The 23,606-nt window shown below is 36.7% G+C and carries 19 protein-coding genes; 6 read left to right on the top strand and 13 right to left on the bottom strand.

Annotation, left to right across the window (positions count from 1 at the left end):
* The first annotated feature begins 2 nt into the window (after window positions 1-2).
* Window positions 3-278 carry an HPr family phosphocarrier protein gene (locus H4J39_RS09710; RefSeq protein WP_182227786.1) on the top strand — a complete coding sequence of 92 codons (276 nt, stop codon included), beginning with the start codon at window positions 3-5 and terminating at the stop codon, window positions 276-278.
* Between the two features lie 117 nt (window positions 279-395).
* Window positions 396-1,754 (top strand): magnesium transporter, encoded by a 1,359-nt coding sequence (gene mgtE / locus H4J39_RS09705; protein ID WP_182227784.1) that lies wholly within the window; start codon window positions 396-398, stop codon window positions 1,752-1,754.
* Window positions 1,755-1,849: 95 nt separating this feature from the next.
* On the opposite strand, the gene pmbA is transcribed toward mgtE, so the two are convergent.
* A complete protein-coding gene (pmbA, locus tag H4J39_RS09700; protein WP_182227782.1) occupies window positions 1,850-3,217 on the bottom strand; it encodes a metalloprotease PmbA in 1,368 nt (455 codons plus the stop codon).
* A gap of 107 nt (window positions 3,218-3,324) precedes the next feature.
* On the opposite strand from pmbA, the gene yjgA reads away from it, so the two are divergent.
* Window positions 3,325-3,849, top strand: coding sequence for a ribosome biogenesis factor YjgA (yjgA, locus tag H4J39_RS09695; RefSeq protein ID WP_182227780.1), 525 nt, complete (start codon window positions 3,325-3,327; stop codon window positions 3,847-3,849).
* Between the two features lie 145 nt (window positions 3,850-3,994).
* Here yjgA and efp read toward each other — a convergent pair whose 3' ends face one another.
* Window positions 3,995-4,564 carry an elongation factor P gene (gene efp, locus H4J39_RS09690; protein WP_182177267.1) on the bottom strand — a complete coding sequence of 190 codons (570 nt, stop codon included), beginning with the start codon at window positions 4,562-4,564 and terminating at the stop codon, window positions 3,995-3,997.
* Between the two features lie 56 nt (window positions 4,565-4,620).
* On the opposite strand from efp, the gene epmB reads away from it, so the two are divergent.
* Both epmB and H4J39_RS09680 read left to right on the top strand, forming a co-directional pair.
* The gene (gene epmB / locus H4J39_RS09685) at window positions 4,621-5,637 is read left to right on the top strand and encodes an EF-P beta-lysylation protein EpmB (RefSeq protein WP_182228427.1); all 1,017 of its coding nucleotides are present in this window, start codon (window positions 4,621-4,623) and stop codon (window positions 5,635-5,637) included.
* A gap of 38 nt (window positions 5,638-5,675) precedes the next feature.
* Complete coding sequence (locus H4J39_RS09680; protein ID WP_182227778.1) at window positions 5,676-5,987, top strand: hypothetical protein; 312 nt, start codon at window positions 5,676-5,678, stop codon at window positions 5,985-5,987.
* An 87-nt stretch (window positions 5,988-6,074) separates the two neighbouring features.
* On the opposite strand, the gene H4J39_RS09675 is transcribed toward H4J39_RS09680, so the two are convergent.
* From H4J39_RS09675 to H4J39_RS09660, 4 genes are all read right to left on the bottom strand, one after another.
* Window positions 6,075-6,584, bottom strand: a complete 510-nt coding sequence (locus tag H4J39_RS09675; protein WP_182227776.1) for a DUF3016 domain-containing protein — start codon at window positions 6,582-6,584, stop codon at window positions 6,075-6,077.
* A gap of 113 nt (window positions 6,585-6,697) precedes the next feature.
* Entirely contained in the window at window positions 6,698-7,231 is a 534-nt protein-coding gene (gene sigX, locus H4J39_RS09670; protein ID WP_182227774.1) for an RNA polymerase sigma factor SigX, read from the bottom strand.
* A 19-nt stretch (window positions 7,232-7,250) separates the two neighbouring features.
* Window positions 7,251-8,075, bottom strand: coding sequence for a mechanosensitive ion channel family protein (locus H4J39_RS09665; protein WP_182227772.1), 825 nt, complete (start codon window positions 8,073-8,075; stop codon window positions 7,251-7,253).
* Window positions 8,075-8,341, bottom strand: coding sequence for a hypothetical protein (locus tag H4J39_RS09660; protein WP_182227770.1), 267 nt, complete (start codon window positions 8,339-8,341; stop codon window positions 8,075-8,077). Before H4J39_RS09660 ends, H4J39_RS09665 begins: the two co-directional genes overlap by 1 nt.
* A gap of 259 nt (window positions 8,342-8,600) precedes the next feature.
* Between H4J39_RS09660 and H4J39_RS09655 the strand changes: the two genes are divergently transcribed.
* Window positions 8,601-9,659 (top strand): OmpA family protein, encoded by a 1,059-nt coding sequence (locus H4J39_RS09655; protein ID WP_182227768.1) that lies wholly within the window; start codon window positions 8,601-8,603, stop codon window positions 9,657-9,659.
* Window positions 9,660-9,844: 185 nt separating this feature from the next.
* On the opposite strand, the gene H4J39_RS09650 is transcribed toward H4J39_RS09655, so the two are convergent.
* From H4J39_RS09650 to groL, 7 genes are all read right to left on the bottom strand, one after another.
* Window positions 9,845-11,749: a bifunctional diguanylate cyclase/phosphodiesterase gene (locus H4J39_RS09650; protein WP_182227766.1), complete on the bottom strand. Its 1,905-nt coding sequence runs from the start codon at window positions 11,747-11,749 to the stop codon at window positions 9,845-9,847.
* Window positions 11,742-12,872: an FIST signal transduction protein gene (locus H4J39_RS09645; RefSeq protein ID WP_182227764.1), complete on the bottom strand. Its 1,131-nt coding sequence runs from the start codon at window positions 12,870-12,872 to the stop codon at window positions 11,742-11,744. The genes H4J39_RS09650 and H4J39_RS09645 overlap by 8 nt, the downstream gene beginning before the upstream one ends.
* Window positions 12,873-13,742: 870 nt before the next feature.
* A complete protein-coding gene (locus H4J39_RS09640) occupies window positions 13,743-14,024 on the bottom strand; it encodes a helicase-related protein (protein ID WP_182227762.1) in 282 nt (93 codons plus the stop codon).
* A gap of 164 nt (window positions 14,025-14,188) precedes the next feature.
* Entirely contained in the window at window positions 14,189-15,103 is a 915-nt protein-coding gene (locus H4J39_RS09635) for a diguanylate cyclase (protein WP_182227760.1), read from the bottom strand.
* Window positions 15,104-15,156: 53 nt separating this feature from the next.
* On the bottom strand, window positions 15,157-18,642 hold the full coding sequence (locus H4J39_RS09630) for a response regulator (protein WP_182227758.1): 3,486 nt from the start codon (window positions 18,640-18,642) through the stop codon (window positions 15,157-15,159).
* A gap of 62 nt (window positions 18,643-18,704) precedes the next feature.
* Window positions 18,705-21,104: a TonB-dependent receptor gene (locus tag H4J39_RS09625; RefSeq protein ID WP_182227756.1), complete on the bottom strand. Its 2,400-nt coding sequence runs from the start codon at window positions 21,102-21,104 to the stop codon at window positions 18,705-18,707.
* A gap of 773 nt (window positions 21,105-21,877) precedes the next feature.
* Entirely contained in the window at window positions 21,878-23,521 is a 1,644-nt protein-coding gene (groL, locus tag H4J39_RS09620; protein ID WP_182227754.1) for a chaperonin GroEL, read from the bottom strand.
* Window positions 23,522-23,606: the final 85 nt, after the last annotated feature.

Below are 23,606 nucleotides of genomic sequence, written 5' to 3'. Positions count from 1 at the left end.
GCATGCCAAAATATAATAAATCATTAACCATTAGCAATAAGTTGGGCTTACATGCACGTGCTGCCACTAAACTCGCCCAGTTAAGTCAAAAGCTTAATGCTAATGTAACGGTTTGCTTAGACGGCAAAGAAGCTGATGCCAGTAGTATTATGGGCTTAATGTTACTGGCGGGTGGTTATGGAAAAACCGTTGAAATAATCACCCAAGGAGAAGATGCTCAGCAAGCCCTCTTTGATGTTTGTCAGTTATTTTCTGATAAGTTTGATGAAGATGAATAAGAAAAATACTGAATAAAAAATAAAGTTAAGTTATCATTCATTACAACACCTTAGCCAGCATACCCTGACTAAGATGATAAATATAATTTTCGTATTACTGCGGCACAGGAAAACTTTATGCCGGAAATTTCAGAGCAACAACAAAATCATCAACGCCTGCAACAAGTCAATAAAGCACTTGGTAGCGGTATGTTTGTGCACGTTCGAAAATTACTACAGAATATGCCAGCTTATGATATTGCTTTAATATTAGAGTCATCTCACCCTAAAAGTCGTGCCGTTTTATGGCAACTCATTGACGTAGATAACCACGGTGAAGTCCTTGAAGAACTCAACGAAGAAGTTCGCAAAGGTATTTTAAAAACCATTCGCCCTGAAAAATTAGCAGAAGTTGCTGAAGGGATGGATGTCGATGATTTAGCTGAGGTTTTACGTACTTTACCTGATAGTGTTTATCAAGAAGTATTAAGTGCTATGGACTCGCAAGACCGAGGTCGTGTAGAAGCCGCTTTATCATTCGAGGAAGATACCGCAGGCGGTATCATGAATACCGATACCATAACAATTCGCCCTGATGTGACTGTTGATGTGGTATTACGTTATTTACGTTTACGCGGTGACTTACCAGAAGCTACCGATTCGTTTTATGTGGTTGATGATAACAATCATTTTATTGGCGCCGTTTCTTTAGCCGCGATAATTACCGCTAAACCTGAAATTATAATTTCAACGTTAATTAATAAAGATATTGAAGCCATTCAAGCCCACTTATCTGATAGTGACGTTGCACAGATTTTTGAAAAATTTGATTGGTTTTCTGCGCCTGTCATTGATGATAAAGGCCGATTACTTGGACGTATCACTATTGATGATGTTATTGATATTATTCGTGAAGATGCTGAGCACTCTATGATGAGTATGGCCGGTTTAGATGATGAAGCTGATACCTTTGCTCCAGTATTAAAAAGTACCCAACAACGCTCTATTTGGCTGGGAGTTAACCTTATAACCGCGTTATTAGCGGTTGCTGTATCAAGTATGTTCGAAGGTGTTTTAAGCCAACTGGCGATTTTAGCCATTTTAAATTCTTTAGTACCCAGCATGGGCGGTGTTGCTGGTAACCAAACATTAACACTGGTTATTCGCGCAATTGCCTTAGGTCATGTTGGAGACTCGAATGCCAGAATATTACTGCAAAAAGAACTGGCTGTTGGTTTTCTTAATGGCATTATTTGGGCAGTATTAATTGCCGGTGTCGTGGCTATTTGGCAACAAAATTTAATGCTTGGTGGTGTAATAGCTTTTGCGATGTTGATGAATTTAACCGCTGCGGGAGTTGCGGGAGTTGCCATTCCTCTGTTTTTAAAACGGATGAACATTGACCCAGCATTAGCTGGCAGTGTGATATTGACAACTATTACTGATGTCGTGGGGATATTTGCTTTCTTAGGAACAGCAACGTTATTACTGACTTAACACTTACCTAAATATTGATGTATTGAGATCTTGCACTTCCTCAAGATCTCATCAATGCTTAGTTTTTATCTTATATTTAAGATGACAATTACTACTTAATTTCCAGCAACCTGCATCTCTTCAATGAGCAATGAACCCGTTAAAATACTGCCTCGTAAATCGACATCACTTCCAACAGCGACTAGGCCTTTAAAAATATCAGATAAATTACCCGCAATGGTAACTTCTGATACCGGGTAAGCAATTTCTCCGTTCTCAACCCAGAAACCGGCAGCGCCTCGTGAGTAGTCTCCATTAACCACATTAACGCCTTGTCCCATTAATTCAGTGACCAAAAATCCGGTACCGAGCTTTTTCAACATAGCATCAAAGTCACCACCATTGGCAGAGCCTTTGGCATTAATTTGCCAATTATGAATACCGCCGGCATGGCCAGTAGATTTAAGTCCTAATTTACGTGCTGAATAACTGGTTAATAGATAGGTTTCTAAACAACCATCAACAATAATTTCACGGTCAACAGTTTTAATTCCTTCACTGTCGAAGGCACTACTCGCTAGCCCTTTTAAAATATGAGGGCGTTCGCTGATATTTAAAAAGTCAGGAAAAACTTGTTTACCAATTGAGTCCATTAGAAATGATGATTTACGGTATAAATTACCACCGCTTATCGCCGCAATAAAATGTCCAAAGATTGAATTGGCAATATCGGCACGAAACATTACCGGCACTTTTCCTGTGGATAGTTTCTGCGCATTTAATCTCGATAGCGCTTCTTTTGATGCTTGCACACCAATATCAATACCATTGTCCATTAAATCAAAATCACGATTAACGGTATAAGCGTAATCGCGCTGCATATCATCGCCCTCAGAGGCGATCATTACACAACTTAAACTATGGCGAGAGCTTGGATAACCAACAATTTGTCCGTTGGTATTACCATAGACTTTATAGCCTTCAAAACTATCCAGAGATGCCCCGTCTGAATTAGTAATGCGAGGATCAAATGCTAACGCACTGTCTTCACATTCTTTGGCTAATTGAATCGCTTGGTCTGTTGATAATACTTTTGGATGATACAAGTCTAAATCTGCAGGCGACATTTCGAGCATATTCTTATCAGCTAAGCCTGAACAGTCGTCAACAGAAGTATATTTAGCGATATTAACCGCCGCTTGTACCGTTTGCTTTAACGCAGCTTCAGATAAATCAGCGGTTGAAGCACTTCCTTTTCGGCCTTGCTGATAAACCGTAATACCCAATGCACCGTCATTCGTAAACTCAACGGTTTCTACTTCACCAAAACGCGTGCCAACACTTAACCCTTGTTGACGGCTTATAGAAGCTTCTGCAGCGTCCGCCCCTAGCGATTTTGCTAAGTCGAGTACTTGTGCTACACGTTGCTCAACTTCTCTTAATTGTTCTTTCATCGATTCTTTAGCGTTCATCGTTTCAGTCATAATTTATTGTTTTCTTCTATAAATGCAGGAAATTGGAGAATATGCGCTGTATACCATAAGCACTTACGAGTATAATAGCGATAATTATCACTTTAATAACGAATATTATGCCCGACTCTGCTAACGATATCGATGAATTAGATGAAGAATTAAAAAGTAAATCAGAAGTAAAGCGTGAAATGATCCAGTTACAAATCTTTGGACAGTCGCTTATTGATTTATCTAAGCATCAGCGCAGTAAAATTCCTTTTACTGAGGAGATTAAGGACGCCTTAATTTTAGCTGATAAAATTAAAAACAAACATGAAGCATTACGTCGTCATGTTAGACACTTAGCTAGAATGTTATCTGAAGCTGATTTAGAGCCGATTAAACATGCGCTTGATGTTATGGCTAATAAACATCAGCAAGAGACAGCCAAATTTATTAAACTTGAAAAAATGCGTGATGACGTTATTGATCAAGGCAATGACTTTGTAGAAGCTCTACTGAACGAGCATGAGTCGATGGAAAGACAAAAACTCCGTCAATTAGTGCGACAAGCGTCAAAAGAGAAAAAAGCAGAAAAGCTAGGTAAGTATTATAAAGAGTTATTTGATTATCTAAAACTGCATACTAGACAAATAAACTAGTCGTTTATCTATAAAAAAACCTGCAGAAGCAGGTTTTTTAATATAATTTTTTGGGTGTTATCAAATAATGATAAATATGAGTCGCTAAATAACGCTAGCTACTCATGAAAACACTTATTTAAATCAGTAAAATAGTTAAAAACGTTTATTTGCTTGCGCGTGATACGTATTCACCGGTACGCGTATCTACTTTTACTGTTTCACCAATTTGAATAAATAAAGGTACGCGAATAACAGCACCGGTATTTAATGTGGCTGGCTTACCCCCTGTACCCGCAGTATCACCTTTTAATCCTGGATCTGTTTCTGTAACATCTAGATCAACAAAGTTGGGTGTTGTTACTGTGATCGGTGAACCGTTCCATAAAGTAATGGTGCAAATATCGCCTTCTTTTAACCACTTAATACAATCTGTAACTGCTTTTTCATCAGCTGCAATTTGCTCAAAGGTCTCATTATTCATAAAATGCCAGAATTCACCATCAGCATATAAATAAGCTAGTTCGGTTTCCATTACATCAGCGCCTTCACAAGACTCGCCTGATTTAAAGGTTTTTTCTAAGACTTTATTAGAAATAAGTTTACGAATTTTTACGCGACTAAAGGCTTGGCCTTTCCCCGGTTTTACTAATTCGTTTTCTAAAATGTTACAAGGTTCGCCGTCAATCATTAATTTAAGGCCAGCCTTAAATTGGTTTGTACTAAAATTAGCCATATTAATGTTCTCTTATACTCAGACAGATAACGCAGAGATTTAAATTGAAATTACAAATGCCGCAGATAATAACCCAAATAAGCGAACAATTGCACACTTCTTGGCAAAAAGAGTTAAGTAATGTCGTTACAGATCCGAAAAAGCTTTTACAAATGCTAGAAATTGACAGCCAAGATTATCTGCAACACTTTTCCGCACGTAAGTTATTTCCTGTGCGTGTACCCCGACCTTTTATTACAAGAATGAAAAAAGGTGACTTTAACGATCCGTTACTTAAACAAGTTATGCCGCTGTCTGATGAGTTTATTAACACAGAGGGCTACTCGACCGACCCCCTTGAAGAGCACGATACCGTTGCTGAAGGCTTATTACATAAATATAAACATAGAGTATTAATGATTATAAAGTCAGGTTGTGCGGTTAATTGTCGTTATTGTTTTCGCCGCCACTTTCCTTATAGTGAAAATAGTCCCAATAAAGTTCGCTGGCAACCCGCACTAAAATACATTGCAGACAACCCTGAAGTTAATGAAGTTATTTTTAGTGGCGGTGACCCTTTAATGGCCAATGATGAACACTTAGAATGGCTTATTAAACAACTAGAGCCTATTAAGCATGTAACACGCCTAAGAATACATACGCGCTTACCTGTTGTTATTCCACAGCGTATAACAACATCGTTAGTAGACATGTTGTCTCGAACTCGCTTAAAAGCAACGATGGTTTTGCATATCAATCATGCCAATGAAATAGACGCTAATGTCAATCAGGCACTTGAAAAACTACGTGTTGCGAGAATTCCTTTGTTCAATCAAAGTGTCTTACTAAAAGGTGTAAATGATGATGCCAAGCTATTATGTCAACTCAGTGAAACATTATTTGATAGTGGTATTCAGCCGTATTACTTGCATATGTTTGACCCCGTGCAAGGCGTTGCGCACTTTGATGTTTCTGAAAACCAGGCAAAAATAATTGTACAAGAAATGATGGCAACCCTACCCGGCTTCCTCATGCCTAAATTAGTGAGAGAAATTGCTGGAGAGGCTAACAAAACCCCAATCAATTTGGCATAATAGCGTTATATCGAAACAATATTTTATATAGAGACACCATGAGCGCAACTGTCAGTAAGCAACTCGTTGATAATATATCAATTATTTTAAAAAAATCGTTAACCGCTGATGCGACTTTAGCTGATTTAAGAACAAACAAACAAGCAAGCTTTGAAGCCATCTTTAAAACGGACGCCGGCTTCAAGTGTTCGGCAAATACTTTTCAGCCTTACGTGGAAGAAGTCGCGAACGATTTGATCTTTTGGCAGAAAACTTCAGATCAACAAACATTAATAGATACAGTCAAAAAAATAGAGAAACTTTTTACGGTACTCGCTAATTTTGAAGAAAGTGCAACCGTTACTCATTAAACTATTTGTTTAAAGCACCTATAAAAAAACCACCTTTAGTAGACGATAAAGGTGGCTTTTTTTTGGGTTACTTTCAAAAGTTGAGTCTTACTTTTCTACATAATTTTTGAACGTGTCTTTAAACCAATCATCAAGCAATTGCTTTTCATAACCTAACGCTTGATTTCTATACCTTAAGCTACCACCTGCCATAAAGTTCATATCTTTCAAATTAACAGTATCACTATGAATGATGGTTTTATCAGCATTGATTAACTTAAATGAAAATTTCATTCTTGGAAAATAAAGATCTTTAATAATTCTTATTTGATTCATACCACTCGCGTGTACATCGCCTGCTAAATCAACATCGGTCACTTCTATGTCAAGTGTCTGATCTTCAGGTAATGCTTTGGCGAGTTTTGAAAAATGTTTTTCAAATTCGCTAAACATATTTTCTCGAAAGCGCTTTCGACCTTCCGTACCCGCATCAATATCTCGGTATTTACTAGGCTCGGTCCAAGTTACATTTACCTTGGCAGCGTGGGCCGTAGGTAGCGCTATAATCATGCAGCCCAGTACTAAAACAGTCAATAAAGTAAGTAGTGGTTTAATCATCATTTATCCTTAACTATAAAGTTTATTAATACCGATAAGTTTATGTATATTTACCATAAATAAAAAGCGGCCCGAGCGTTATCTTAATTATAGTTCAATAGACGTTGTTCACTTTACGTTTTTAATGTCTGTTGTAAAAACGCTATTACCCTTTTATGACGCATTTTTACAGCAGAAAGCTTTAAATGACAAATATCAGCAATTTCCTTAAATTCTAATTCAGTACGATAACGCAGTAGCATAATGTTGCGATCAGCAAATGATAAATGCATTAATAGCCCCGAGAGCGACGTCGCAAGGTCTTCGTTATTATTTTCATCAGCAATTAAGTTTTCTAAGTATTCGTCACTTGGCTCAATGCTATCCCAACGGCGATCTCTTATTTTATTAATACATTCGTTATGCGCTATTTTGAATAGCCATGCTTTAAAAGATACCGCCCACTTAAATGTTTTCAAGTGAGCGAGTACCTTTATTATGGTCTCTTGTACAACATCTTCAGCATCAGGCAGATTATTAAGTAATTTTACACAATACCCCTTCAAAGTAGGTAGGTAGGGCGTAATCAATTGCTGAAAAAGACGCGTATCATAAGGCAGATTTGCTTGCACTAAGGCCACAAGCTGCCGTTCATTAGGCGAAGTCAAACCGTTAAAAAAGCCCTAATTATTGCTTAATAACTTTATTAGCTAATAAGAAGGTATTAGGTATCGTCGTTATCGACTCCTCCTCCCCCATAATTTTACTTGCTACGCTACCAATAGAGGCTAAGGTACCCTTAATGTTTTCTACCTCTATGCTATCCCCAACTTGGTACATCTCGCGTAAATAAACACCGGCAACAATTTCTTGTGCCATTGCTTTAGTACCAATCCCAAGAGAAATAGCAGCCGCCAAACCGACACTACCAATAAGTACAGTCATAATGTTGTTAAGGAGAGAAACATCTATATCTAACTGAGTAATAGACAATGAAACAGTGATAACAATAATAATACCGCGGCATACTTCAGCAACAGACCGACCATAATCAATTCCCGTATTTTTGGCCGCTATTTTTACCCCATTAAAAACAATTTGAGCGACAAAAAAACCACAAATTAATACCGCAAATGAAGCCAGCAATTTAGGTAAAAATAACACTAAGGTATCAATTAAACCTGAAAGCACCGTTAAACCAACGATATCTAAAGCCGCTAATAAAAATATTAACAAGAAAAATGTTGAAATAAGGCTTGCAACGACTTGACTGCCGGTCAAGGTAACTTCCATTTTTTTCAATAATGAGTCAAAACCAAGCTTATCTAAAAAAGTATTAAAACCAATTTTGATTAAGGACTTATTAAGGAACTTCTTAATCATTGAAGAAATTACCCAACCCACAAGTAAAAAGAGAATGGCAACAATTAAATCAGGTAGAAAAGTGACCACTTTATGCCAAACAGTCATAAAGCCAGAGTAAGCTTTGTCTGTAATATTTTCAGTATCCATTATTTTCTCTCATTATTAGTTGTGTTGGTGCTTGTTGTCTTCGAGGTCGTTGCCATCTGTTTAAATACAGGCTTTAAAATATTTATAAATAGGCTAATAAAAACCACCCAAATAGACGCCAGTCCTAGTGCAACAAGATCTTTCGTTCCTTGCTGATTGTTGGCGGTTATTGCTGCGTGCTTAAAAAACTCATCATCTGAAGTACGAAAGGTCAATTCACTATCATGACTTAATTGCTCAGCTAAACTCTTTTCTATGTCTTTCATCTCATCCTCTAGCAATAATTTATCGCTTTACTCTTTAACGTCTGAATAATTAAAAAGTCACATTAAATTTGTATAAATTTTATTCTTATTTTTTGTCTATACACTTCAATTTTTTAACGATGCACATTCTACGCTAATAAATTCATGGTTTTAGCCTTAATGTTAAAAAATAAATAAAAATTTGTGACTTTTGAGGTTATGATCCGTTATAGAGCCAGAAATTATTTAATATTGCATGAAACTCAATAAGGATTTATTCATGAAAACTTTTAACATTACTCTTTTAGCCGCATTAATCAGCTCACCACTCGCTGCAGAAACCATTGATAAAACATGGGAACTTGGTGTGTTTGGCGATTACGTAAAATCAAGTACCAGTAAAGAAAACAGCATTGACTGGCAACAAATTGAAGCAGGCAGAGGCCTAGGTATTGATTTACAAAAAATCATTAATGACCGTTGGAATGTTCGTTTTGAATTAGCGAAAACTCGCTACGACATTCAAAATGGCAATGATACTGATTACGGTAAGCGCTATGGCGTTGACGCTATTTATAAAATTGAAGATAGTGGCCTTTACATGTTCTCTGGTGTAAGACGTTTTAACAATGTGAACAGCTACAATGCCGTAAATGTTGGTGCTGGTTATTCCTTTCAAATAAATGACCGCTTTTCTTTATACAGTGAAGCAGCTGTTTACCGTGATGTTGATTATGGCCATACAGACCAAGGCTTTAAAATAGGTATAAAATATGCTTTTGGCGATGTAAAGCAAGCACCTATTGTTAACAAAGCTGTAAAACAAGAAGTAATGACAGTGAAGCCAGCCGTTACAAAAGTAATGGTGATTGATACTGATAATGACGGTGTTAGTGATGAAAACGACCGTTGTGCGAATACGCCAGCGAATGTAAAAGTTGATTCAAAAGGCTGTGCGTTATATTCAGAAAAATCGGTAGCGATTAAATTAAATGTTATCTTCGAAAATAACAGTTCATTGGTTAAGCCAGCAATGGTTGATGATATTCAGCGTTTAGCTGACTTCATGAAAGAATACAAAGATACAAGTGTTGTTATTGAAGGACATAGTTCAGCTTCTGGTACTGAAGAGTATAACCTTATGCTTTCTCAAAAGCGTGCTGATACCATTAAAGACCTATTAATCAATAAACATAGCATCGATGCTAGTCGCTTATCTGCGAAAGGTTTTGGTGAAACACAGTTGATTACTACAGGTTCTACTCGTGCTGACAATAGCGTAAATCGTAGAGTTGTTGCAAAAATAGAAACGACTGTTAAAGAAAAAATTATTAAATAAAGTTAAGTAATTTTATCTACGTTATTTAAAAAGGGGGGAGTATGTTTATACTCCCCCTTTCTTATTTAGTCTTTGCCAAATTCTTAGGGAAATTAATTTAATTGATTGGACTTCCCTGGTAACGTCGTGCAACGAAAAATCTTGCGTTATCCTTGGCTACATTATTGATTGTTATTCGTAATTTATCAGGGGTGCGGCAACACTTTAGTAGCAAACTGAAAAAGTATTTCTTCAGTAACGGGTTTGCTCATATGATAACCTTGCCCTATATGGCAACCTTGCTTAGCAAGTAACGCCATTATACTCTCAGATTCAATGCCTTCAGCGACAACCTTAAAGCCAAGGTTAATACCTACATCGATAATACTTTTAACAATCGCTTTAGATTTTTCATCCTTATGCATGCCAAGTACAAAGCTCTTATCAATTTTTAAAAAATCTAACTCCATATCACGTAAATAAGCAAATGAAGAGAATCCCGTACCAAAGTCGTCAATGGCTAATTTAATCTTTTTTGACTTTAATTTATCAATTTTTTCCTGTACTGATTTTATATCATTAAAAAAAGTTGATTCTGTTAACTCTAGCTCTATCAATGCTGGGTTGATTTTATACAGATCAATAAATTGAAAAACTTGTTCAACGAAAAGCGGATCAGCAAAATCTATTGCTGAAATATTTAATGACATTGGAATGTTAGCTAACGCAGTGTTTTCCCAACTTTTTAATGTTCGGCAAGCTTGGTTTAGTAGCCAATGGGTAATGTTTCTTATTAAACCATTTTTCTCTGCTATGTGTATAAAGCAGTCAGGGTAAACAAGTTCATTGGGTGTTTTTTGCCAACGAATAAGCGCTTCTACACCACACAAAGAATTATCTTTTAGACACATTTTGGGTTGATAATGCAGGACAAAATTTTCTTCTTTAATCGCTTCACGTAATTCGCCGTCAATCAGTACGCTACTAAGGGCAATTTTCTCTAATTTTTTATCAAAAAAGTGGTAGGTATTCTTCCCTGATTCTTTGGCTTGATACATTGCCATATCAGCTTTGCGAATCAGCTCTTCTGAGCTAACTGAATCATCGGGCGATAAACTCACCCCGATACTGCACGACATATAGTATTTTTTATCTTTAATATAAAAAGGAACTTTACATAACGTTAAAATGCGTTCATTAATTTGAACAACATGTGAAATATCATTTATGTCTTCTAGGATAACAACAAATTCATCCCCCCCTAAACGGCCTAAAATATCACCCGCTTTTAATGCTGATTGGATACGACTTGCAAATTCGATAAGGTACCGATCGCCTTCTTGATGCCCTGCAGTATCGTTAATCTTTTTAAAGTCATCTAAATCAATAAATAATAAACCTACCTTTAGGTTATGTCGTTGTCCCATGGCAATGGCATGGTTTAACACATCTAAAATTAATGAACGATTAGGTAAGTCAGTTAAGGCGTCATGGTTAGCTCTATACTTCAATAGTGCTTCATTTTTTCTAACATCAGTGATGTCACGACAACACCAAACTCGGCCAAAAAAATCACCATCGACAACTTCAGGCACAGAGTAAAACTCGTAAGAACGGTGATCTATAGTATCAAAGAAGCCATGCACTACCGCTAATTCATTATCTCTTATCGGCTGAATATCATTAGAAAAGCTATCATGATTTACTAATCTTGCCAGAAATAAGTCACAGGTAAGTACTTCGCCATTATTGAGGCGATCAACATCTAAATCCAAAAAATCAATGGCTGCCTGGTTAAGTTTTTCGATGATATTATCAGGACTAAAGCTAAAAATTGCTTCTGTACTTGCATTAAATAAAGCATCTTGCTTAGCAATAAGTTTTTCTGAATGACGCTGAATTTTTTCATTTTTTGCGAGATTTTCTTTTAAACTGACATTAATTTCATTGAGTTCAGTAGAAGACAGCGTTAGTGTGCGTTCCATAAATTCACGTTCTTCTTGCTGTTGGGCAAAAATTTCGTCAATACCACTAATAAAGTCTTTAATACTTTTATGATCATCATATTCATGTAAATGTCTTTTTATCAGACGATTGAGTAACCTATTCATCTGTTTCGCATAGAGTAGTAATGGTCATCGTTTGATTGTGTAATGCACAAGCCTCACTGTTTAACATTGGAGAAAGCTCTCCATAAGAGTAGAAGCCTGTATATGCCCATTTTTCACCCAGAATATCTTTAACAACCTCAACTTCTTCTTCACAGTAATTACCCAAAACTATTCTTCTACCTACGCAACTAATCAGTATAGCTAAGCCATTATTATAATTAGCAGGTATTCTACTTAACGCATGCTCTGCAGCGATTTCAGCACCATCAATTAAGCTACTCGTATTAGCACGCATTAATTGTACTGTTGCGCCTTCTGGCACATCACCTGCAAACGTCATAGAGCCATCTTCTTCATCGATACTCAAAATGGTTCTTGTCATTCTTTTATTGTCAATTTTTAAGACCAGAGGGAATAATAAAGCTGAGGCGGGTAAATCATCGGCGTGTGGACCCAAATATCTTTTATATAAAGCTAGAGCAGGAAGATTATCTAATTCATAAAGCACATTACTTTTTGATTTAGTGATAGTTCTGTCAGGGCCAAACGCATCCCATCCGCCGATGCAACCATAGCCCAACGACAACCTATCACCATAAAAACCCACTAAAACAATTTGGCCTAATTCAGTAGCACTATTATGCCAGACAAGTGTTTCATTAAAGTTGGTGCCATCTCCGGCTAAACCTCCTGTGATTAATATATCTTCAGGTAAAGAAGCCTTTAAAGCGTTGACCAGTTCAGTACCATTTATTTGATGCCCATCTGACAATACCATTACATATCGAAGCCCTTCTTTATTAAGACCATCAGCAAGATTTTTCACCACTTCAAGTACTGAGCTATTAGTAATTGATGCACTTTGAACAGAGATAAAAGAATGGTCAAATTCAATAGCTGTTAAACATAAGCTGTCGTCATAGATTTTTGTTCCTTGAATTTCACCTGCTGTTGTACAGCCAATAATATCTGCTTTTGGGTAGTGGCAGCGTATATCAGCCATCATCGCCTCGTTTTTAACAAGGTCTCGATTTCCAAAAAGTAAAACCAGGCTAGCTTTTTCAATACTCTCGATGGGGTTTTCCCATCGGCCTAAAAGGTAAGTGTTTTGATGAAACTTCATAGGGCCCTTACTCATTAACTTTAAAACGGGTGATATGACAATACTACAAAACACCGATAAAATGTTTCATACTGACGCGTTATACGTTGAGCTTGATCATGTGTATAAACTGATATTATTTGATATGACTGACTTTTAACTATAGCAAATAAACTTAGCAGGATAATTTTTTATTTACAGTCAAATTTATTGATAAATTTACCGATATTAAAAGCCTATATAACTTCTGACGAGTGATTTACTTTGACTCATGTAACGTTATAACCGGGGATATTAAACTTAGCAGGTACTATGCATTCACACGATTAACAATTGAAATTTACAGACAGTAATAAATAGAAAAGCCCGAATATTACTATTCGAGCTTTTTCGATGTTGAGCTATAAATGATATGACTATTTATGCGCAGAATAAATCATGTTAGAACAAGGCACTTCGCAACGCTGTTTAGTTTTCCTTAAACGAGTTACGAAGTAACACTGTTACCACTGATTTAGACCAGCATAATCTATTACATCATGCCGCCCATACGAGCTATAGACCACACAGATATGGGCACGAAATATTCTGAAAATCAAATACCCTTATTATAACCCTCCCCCTCTCTTTTAACATTTCGACTCAAATCAATAATTTTTTTTATTCATTGAATTGATATCTTAACGCTTTATAACCTTTTTCCCGTTTCTTCCACATACGCTGTAATATCGGGAAATCATCAATAAAATCGTAAACTTAAATAACAGTTTTACTACTCCATTCTCGCTGAATTCGTCCAGCGTATTGCGCTAAAATCCCTTCCCAAACTATCTGTAGTGCTATAAATAAAGTATCTAAATGCGGTAGATCAAAACCTTCACCAACGTATTTTCATGTAGTCAATATGACTAAAGCTTCATCTCCCTCAGCCTTATCAGATAATAAAGCTATTCCTTCCTGCCTTCGCTTTGTTGAAATACCTCCATGTAGTTCAACAACCTTTATCCCCTTATTAGTCATCATTTTAGCAAGTAATTCAATGTGCTCTTTTCTTTCGGTAAGCACCATGACTGACCTGTCATTATTAACAGACTGCTTGATGCTGTTAACAACCATTTCATTTCTAGCTTGGTCACAAACTAAATGTTCGGCTCTGTTATAGGTTAGCTTCACCAGATAGCAAAAGTACTTTTCTCTATGACACCCTATCAAAAACAGATAGTTCATCGACCCATCTGTTATGTAATTCCTTTTACATATAGCGTCCAGTTAATAAATAAAAAATTTTGGAATAAATAGTGACAAAAAAACAGAAACCAACGATTTTTTCCTGAAAGCTAACTGTGCCATACAACACAATTTCGTCCTTCTTCTTTTGCTTGATACAACATATCGTCAGCCAACTTAAACGTCGTTTCAGAACACATTTGCTGCGTTGGAAAACAATTGACTCCACCAATACTGATTGTCAGGTATTTATTGCAGGTGTTTTTTTCGTGCTCTATTTTCAGGTCTTCCACAGCTTGGCAACAAGATTCCATTATACTAAATGCATCTTGAGCTGGAGTGTTCGGCAGCAATACCACAAATTCCTCGCCTCCGTAACGAGCAACAAAATCAAAAGGTCTTTTTAATTGCTTAAAAATCACTTGTGCCACCATTTTTAAAGCTTGATCTCCTGCCGCATGCCCGTATTGGTCGTTATATTGTTTGAAATAATCTATATCAATCATAATCAGAGATAAAGGTGTGTTTTTTCTGACGGACATTCGCCACTCAAGAGCAAATATTTCGTAGAACTTTCGACGATTAGGGACACAGGTTAACGAATCTAAATTTGCTAACTGCTCAAGCTGTATGCGCTGCTCTGCCAATTTCAAATGTAGATTAACACGCGCAAGTACTATATCAATGTGAAAAGGTTTTTGAATATAATCACAGGCACCTAGTGCCAAGCCTTGACTTTCATCGACCACATCTGTCAGACCTGTAATAAAAATGACAGGGATAGCAGAAGTTTCCTTATTCTTTTTCAGTTGCTTGATAACTTCAAACCCACTCATTCCCGGCATGATAATATCCAATAAAATAAGATCAGGCTTAAATTTTATTATTTTTTCAATACCTTGCGTACCATTTTTTGCCAAAATAATATTAACCTTTGACTTAAAAAGTTCACTTAAGATTTTAAGATTAGCTTTTTCATCATCAATGACTAAGACAGTTTGTCGCTCAGATATTAAATTTTTCATAAATATTTTTTCCAGCTATACTCAGATATTAGACAAAGATAAATTCTACATGGCTAATGGCTAATTTGAGCATACAGTTTATCGGCATATTCCGATGCTTCTTCATACTCAATATTATCAACAAGTTCAATTATTTTGTTAATAACAAATGAATATTCACTATCCTTACACATTGATTGTATTCCGGGTAAATATTTTTCCACTGAAAAATCAGAAGCTTTCAGCAACGGTCTTATTTTATCCAAATCATTGAGTAGATTTTTGATTGAAAATGAAACTGTTAACTCAGTTTGAGCGGTATTAATTATGCGAGCAATCTCTGTAAGTAGTATATCCAATTCCTTTAATGTTATATCAAATAAAGCCCTGTTTGGGGATCCCTCTTGTAAGGTGTATTCCAGCTCATCACATAATGTCGATAATTCAACAGCGCCTATATAAGCAGCATTCGACTTTAGTGAGTGTATAATACGATGGAGAGTCTCCCAGTCGCCCTCTTGATACAACTGTTCAAGGACTTCTTTCCCTTCTTGACCATTCACAAAATCGTTTATTAAACCTAAGTAAAACTCAATATTGCCTTTTAAATTCCCTAAGGCTAAATCATATTTAATTCCTTTTAACTGCATAATTAAGGATAATTGGTCTTGCATATTTTTAGGAATATCAGCGAGTAAAACAGCCGTATTATCAATATTGAATTCTGCCTCTATAGATGTGTTTACATTCGTTTCAACCTTCACACTCAAAAAACTGACCAATGTTTTATACAAAACATCAAGATCAATCGGCTTCATTAGATGAGTATTCATGCCAACCTCTCGACTTTTGTCAACATCACTTTGCATCGCATGGGCTGTCATCGCGACTATCGGTAAATCAACCAATTTCAATGTCTGGCGAATTTCTTTAGTGGCAGTTAATCCATCCATTTCCGGCATCTGAATATCCATAAAAACTAAGTCGTAAGTCGATTTCTGTAACTTTTCCAAAGCTATCAAACCGTTTTCTGCAATATCTACCTGAATATTCGTCTCCTTCAAAAAACCTAACATTACTTTACGATTAAGAAAGTTATCTTCCACTAATAAAATATGAAACGAAGCTAAATTCGGCGTAGTAACTTGGGTTTTAAAAGTGCTCGGCCGCACTTCCATAAGAGGTGGTAGAACATTCATAATAGAATCTATTAATATCGATTGATTAACCGGTTTTTCAATAAATCCTTGGATAGCCGTACCACTGATGAGTGGTTGAGCCGCGTATTTGTCATAAGCTGAAACCATTAGAATATATGGAGATTTCTTGATAGCCAACTCACTAATATGACGCGCAGTTTCAATGCCATCCATATTGGGCATTCGCCAGTCCATAAAAATAATATCATAGTAAATATCATCGTTTTCAGAGCGTTTAATAAACTCAACTGCCTCTCTACCTGATTCAGCTTCATCAGCATGAATACCGAGGTCATTTAGAAGTGACTGCAATACAACTCTAGCCAGAGGAGCATCATCGACTATAAGTACCTTCAGCCCTGATAACTTATTTTTATCAACCAATATTTCCGAGTTGAAATCGACTTTGTCTACCATTACTGTAAAGTGAAACGCGGCACCTTTACCTGCTTCACTTTCAAGCCAGATTTCTCCATCCATTAATTCACTCAGCTGTTTTGATATCGCTAAGCCAAGACCTGTTCCCCCATATTTTCGTGTCACAGAATCATCTGCTTGAGAAAAAGACTGGAATAATCTGGATTGCTGTTCCTCAGTCATGCCAATGCCTGTATCAATAACAGAAAATTGCAACATTAACTGTTGTTTCCTGTCTTCTTTAATCTGTAATTTGATACAGATAGTTCCTATTTCAGTAAATTTAACGGCATTACTAATTAAATTAACAAGGATTTGCTGGAGCCTATAAGAATCTCCTACAAGCTTGGGAGGTATATTTTTATCTACATGCAGAATCAACTCAAGACCTTTATCATGAGCCTTTAAAGCATTAAGATTGATTGCTCTACATAATAACTTTTCTAATGAGAATGAACTTTTTTCAAGAGTTAGCTTACCCGCTTCTATCTTCGAAAAATCGAGAATTTCATTAATTAATATTAATAGGTCTTCACCTGACTCCAAAATACTTTTAATATTCTCTTCTTGTTCATTATCCAAGTCAGTTTTAAGAGTTAAACGGCTTAAACCAATCACCGCATTCATCGGTGTACGTATTTCATGACTCATTTTTGCTAAAAAGTCAGATTTAGCTTCACTGGCTGCTTTTAACTTTAAGTTAGATACTGCAAGCTCTGAAGTTCTTCGATCAACCTTAACCTCTAAGCCTTTATTTAATTCTATATTTTCTTCATTAATCAAACTAAATTTATTGGCCATCGCAAAAGCAAGTAATATAGATTCCAAGGCAAAACCAATCAGCCCCAAAAGATATCCCGTAATACTTATAGGAGGTAATAGATCAAACGTAATCAAATTATTAAGCATATTCGGCACGGATAGCGTTATATATGCCAATACAAAATATCTTGCAGGCCTAAAACCAAGTCGCCAAGAATAGATACCCGCATAAAAAGCTAACAGCACATAAATACTACTTGTTATCGTCAACAACCAAAATCCTGTTCCAGGATCTGCCATAACAACAGGTATGCAACAAATAACAAAGCGAGCAAAGTAAATGGAAAGTTTATTTAGTTTTGGATGAAACTCTTTCAACTTCAAAAAATGTGAATAAAAATAAATACCAAAAACTATCATCAGAGCAACACCTAACCAATGTAGATGTGGATAAGAGTCGCCTGATATTCGAGGGAAAATCAGTTGAAAATGAGTCCAATAGAAAACCCATGATCCTGTAAATAATGAATAGTAAAGATGACTGAGATCTTTAAAAGCCATGTATATCAAAAAATTATAGATGCACAGCGAGAGTCCGATCCCCAAACACAGTACAACAATTAAATTTTCTAGCGTAACTTGATCTTTAAACGCTTCAACCGGTGTGACACGTATATTAAGTGATAAGTAAAAATAGCTACTTTCAATAAAACCAATAATATAGTGTGTTTCACCTCTATTTAGTGTGATGTTATTACCGTAATGAAAATCGTATTCAGTTGGATAGTTTTCTCCTGAGAATACCTGCTGTACTCCGTTTTGAGAATAAATGGAGAAGCGCATTTCCTCAATTAACGTATTATAGGGGTACAAAACAAAGTCACTGTATTCCGACTGGTTATAAATTTTTATCACAAACCAGAATTTATCTCCACTGGCGTTGATTGCTGTAGGAGGTAATACTTTTTTATCTTCAAGCCACCCAGGTATGTCATCTAAACCGGCAGGAAATTGTACGTCGTCTGCTTGGTAATATGTGACAAGATCGCTAAAGTCTCGGTCAACGGTAGAAGAATTTAATATTAGCGGCTCTACCTTTGTAGCACTTACACTGAATGACATAACACACAACAGAGCGACACACAACAAAGCATTAGCATATATGAATGTTTTTCTTAACATAAAGTCAATCAACCTAATAAGACTAGAAGCGCTACACAGCAATAGTTAAATAGCAGAGGTTTTTAAAATCGCAAATTTACATCAAGACCAAAATGCCGAGGCATTGGCATAATATAATAATCAAACATAAACGTTTGCTGTGCATTAATGGCATAAACGGGCTCATTGTTTTCTTCAATATTTTTAATCCACAGTGATACATCATAACTTTCATTTGCAGACGACCAAGTAAACCTAGCATTTGACTGCATATAACCGTCTGCTTTAATTCCCTCATACCCATAGTCATCATTGTAAGCAGAGAACCACTGTTTACTCACATATTGACTATTAAAGTGCATTGATACCTCTCCCCAGCTCCCCCTAGCCGCAATGTAATCCACAGAAATGTTCATATTTACACTGGGCGCTGAAGGTAATTCGTTACCAGAAAGGTCAACGGGTAAACTTGTAGCCGGGTTTGTTAAGCTAAGTTCATCATACTCTGTATCGAGTAAACCAAGACCGATATTAATTGATAAGTCTTCGGACAGTAGCGCACGAAACTCTAATTCTGCACCATCAATGTACGAGCTACCTGCATTTTCCAGAAATCGTACAGCACCAACAATATTAACCAGTTGTTGATTCTTATAATTATTGTGAAATAGCGCACCATTAAACTGTAAGCGGTTATCCCACCAACGAGACTTTATCCCAATTTCGTAAGCCTCTACCGTTTCAGGCTCAGCTATTGTCAATTCAGTTGTGCTGAAGGTTGCACCACCATTGAAAGCACTACTGCGATACCCCTGACTATAACTACCATAAAGCATAAACTCATCGGATAATTGATATTTCAACCCCATACTACCGCTTACTTTGTCATCGTTGTAACGCTTAGATGACTGATCTACAATTAAGTCATAGACGTGATTAGCATCATAATCGCCCACCCATGAATGTACATTAGAAAGTCTTCCTTTATCCTTGGTATAACGCACCCCCAAGAAACCTTCTAACAACTTATTAATGTCGTAGGTTAAGTGCGTATAAATAGCCTTAGAATCACGCTGTTGTTGATAGCTTTGACCCACTGTAAAACCACTGGTCGCCAAAGAAGGATCAAAAGGCACTCCTAAAGACTCAGTGAATAACAAAAAGCTCAGGTCGTTTTGAATTTTCATTTTATCGTGACTTACAAACACACCAACAATAGCATTAAGGTCGCCCTCAAAATTGGTCGTTAAACGTAGATCTTGTGACCACTGTTCAATCTTACTACTCCAATCTATTTCAAGAATTGAGACAGGTGAACCATCGCCGTTTTCATTTAACGCTTTACCCTTCGACCATGCTGTCACGGAGGTATAATCAATATCTTTTGTCAATGCACCTTTTACGGTTAAATTAAGACTATCTGTTTCTGTGTTATAGGCACCCACTTTATCTTCAGAGCCTTCAAAGTCATCATAGTTTTGTTCAATACGTTGTTCTATTACGCCACCACTAAAAAAGCCCGCCACATCATAACCATTTGGACCTCGCCCTTTAGCAATAATACCCGCCGTATTGCCAAGCGTTTTACCCGACTGTAAACGTAATATTGCATCAATCGACTCTGTTTTATAACGTAACGAGGTTCGAAGCGCCCAATTGTTAATTTCTCGTAAATCTTCAGCGCCTTCATAGTTATTTTCATAAAACCCATCACTGTCGCTGTAGGTAAAAGCGGTTCTTAGTCCCAAAGTATCATCAAGAAATACGGTTTCACCTGCGCCTGAAACGCGAAGGTTATTATTATTGCCGTAGGATAAATGCAAGCGTGCATTTCGCTCAAATTCAGGGACTCTACTCGTAAAATTGATAGCTCCAGCGGTCGTATTTTTACCATATAACGTTCCTTGAGGACCACGTAAAACTTCGGCACGCTCAATATCAAACAACTGTGAAGCTTGCATAAAAGATGCCTCAACTGGTGACTCATCGAAATAAATACCAACAGGGCTAGATTGATTGGTATTAAAATCCGTCATACTAATTCCACGTAATGTGAAAATAGGCTGCGCATCTCCATAAGGTTCTGACACCTGTAGATTTGGCGTTTGTTGAGCAATATCTGATGGCAAGAGAATACCCAAGCTCGACAATGATTGGCTATCAAAAGCCGATATTGAAACCGGCACCTTTTGAATGTTTTCAGTGCGTTTCTGTGCCGTTACCACGATGACTTCCAACATTGGATGTGGCTTTGGGGTTATATTTGATGGTTCTGATAAGACTAAAAAATCTACGTTTGACGCCGATTCCCTCTGTTCATTTACAACTAGTACTTCCTGCATCTGAGCAGAAGAGAAAAAAGATAATAGAAAGAAAGGAACTACAAACTTTAAAGAAAAGCGTGAAGGAAACACCTGCATATTATATTGAAGTCCACAAAAAACCTTAGCATTAACTATAAGCATGCAATAGATTAATTTCAATGAACAATACCTCTATTCAACGGTATACGCTCTTACATTATGCTCTTTCTTATGAATAACATGAAAAATTATAATGTTTTTATTTTTAATATATTATCAAAGACCTATTTCATAAATATTTTATCATTACCCATAAATATAATTTTCTGAATTTTGATACTTAATACGACTATAAAAAATCCTAGTTGTTACTGATTGTAGGTCTACATCTAGCAAAAATATTAACTAATAACAGAAAAAATATAGTATAGATCCTATTTATATTTTCGGAAAAGTTAAGATCAGTAAGGATCCACATGGATGATATTTATCTTTACCAAAAAATTTGTTTTTACAAAATATCACGTTTAGAGTTTATGAACGTATCTAATTTATGATTTTTCATTTTATATCAAAAGGTTATATTAAGGACATAAGTATAAATAATCTCCCTCCCTATATTAATCACTCAGGCAACATAATTATACATCCACCTGCAATATGGATAATGCCGATATTTATGGTTTTTTTGTAAAAGGAAAACTTGATTAGTTGATAAAAATAGAAGATCTCTTTTCGAAATGAATAACGTAGCATAAACGTTTCTAAACCAAGCCCACAGTGAGCACCTGGGTAGTTTATACTTTTCATTTTCTCCTTCTTTAGATAATGATCATTTGACAAGATATCCTTTCACCAGAAAACTAGATAGGGTTGAAAAAAAGCCCGAATATCGCTATTCGGGCTTTCGTTTAATGATTTGAATTACACAAGAATAGAGTTAAAGCCCCACTCTACATCATGCCGCCCATTCCACCCATACCGCCCATATCAGGCATACCGCCAGCGCCGGCATCTTTAACTGGTGAATCAGTGATCATAGCTTCAGTTGTTAACATTAAACCGGCTACAGAAGCAGCAAATTGTAATGCACTACGCGTTACTTTAGTTGGGTCAAGAATGCCCATTTCTAGCATATCACCGTAAGTAGAGTTGCCCGCATTGTAACCGAAGTTACCTTTACCGTTACGCACTTCGTTTAATACGACTGAAGCTTCATCACCACAGTTAGCTACGATTTGACGTAATGGTGCTTCCATTGCGCGAATTGCAACGTTAATACCATGAGTTTGGTCTTCGTTGGCACCTTCAAGATCTTTAATAAGGTCAGCAGCGCGAACTAATGCAACACCACCACCAGCAACAACACCTTCTTCTACCGCAGCGCGAGTTGCATGTAATGCATCTTCAACACGGGCTTTTTTCTCTTTCATTTCAATTTCTGTTGCTGCGCCAATTTTAATAACCGCAACACCGCCAGCTAATTTAGCTAAACGTTCTTGTAATTTTTCTTTATCGTAGTCAGAAGATGAATCTTCGATTTGACCACGAATTTGCATTACGCGACCTTGAATATCAGCCTCGTTACCAATACCGTCAATAATCGTTGTATTATCTTTAGTGATAACAACACGCTTAGCTTGGCCTAAATCTTCTAATGTTGCTTTTTCAAGCTCCATACCGATTTCTTCAGAAATAACCGTACCACCCGTTAATGTCGCTATATCTTGTAACATTGCTTTACGACGGTCACCAAAACCAGGTGCTTTAACCGCTGCGACTTTAACGATACCGCGCATGTTATTTACGACTAATGTTGCTAAGGCTTCACCTTCAACATCTTCAGCAATAATTAATAATGGCTTACCTGCTTTTGCAACACCTTCTAAGGTAGAAAGTAATTCGCGAATGCTGCCTACTTTTTTGTCTACCAATAAAATGAATGGGCTTTCTAATTCAACAGTGCCACTTTCTTGGTTGTTGATAAAGTAAGGAGATAAATAACCACGGTCAAATTGCATACCTTCAACAACGTCTAATTCGTCAGTTAATGCCTGACCTTCTTCAACAGTAATTACGCCTTCAGTACCCACTTTTTCCATCGCTGTTGCAATGATTTTACCCACTGTTTCGTCAGAGTTAGCAGAGATAGTACCTACTTGCTCAATCGCTTTGTTATCGCTACATTCTTGCGATAAACCTTTTAACGCTTCAACAGCAGCAATAACTGCTTGGTCAATACCACGTTTTAAATCCATTGGATTCATACCCGCAGCGATTGATTTCAAACCTTCGTTAACGATAGCTTGCGCTAAAACAGTTGCGGTAGTTGTTCCGTCACCGGCTTCATCATTGGCTTTAGAAGCAACTTCTTTCACCATCTGTGCGCCCATGTTTTCAAACTTGTCTTCTAATTCAATTTCTTTTGCAACAGTAACACCATCTTTAGTGATGATTGGACCACCAAAAGATTTGTCTAATACAACATTACGACCTTTAGGGCCTAATGTAACTTTTACTGCGTCAGCTAAAACATTTACACCACGTAGCATTTTTGCTCGTGCGTCATTACCAAATAATACGTCTTTTGCAGCCATGTTGTTTCTTCCTATGTTTTGTTAGTTTGTCGAACATCGTTCGACTACAATAATTTATGCACTGTAAGTTGAGGCTTAGCCTAAC

Source organism: Colwellia sp. Bg11-12 (assembly GCF_014076955.1).
Taxonomy (GTDB): Bacteria; Pseudomonadota; Gammaproteobacteria; order Enterobacterales; family Alteromonadaceae; genus Colwellia_A.
Note: the sequence above shows the minus strand (reverse complement) of the source record. Positions and strands in the feature narration are given on the sequence as shown.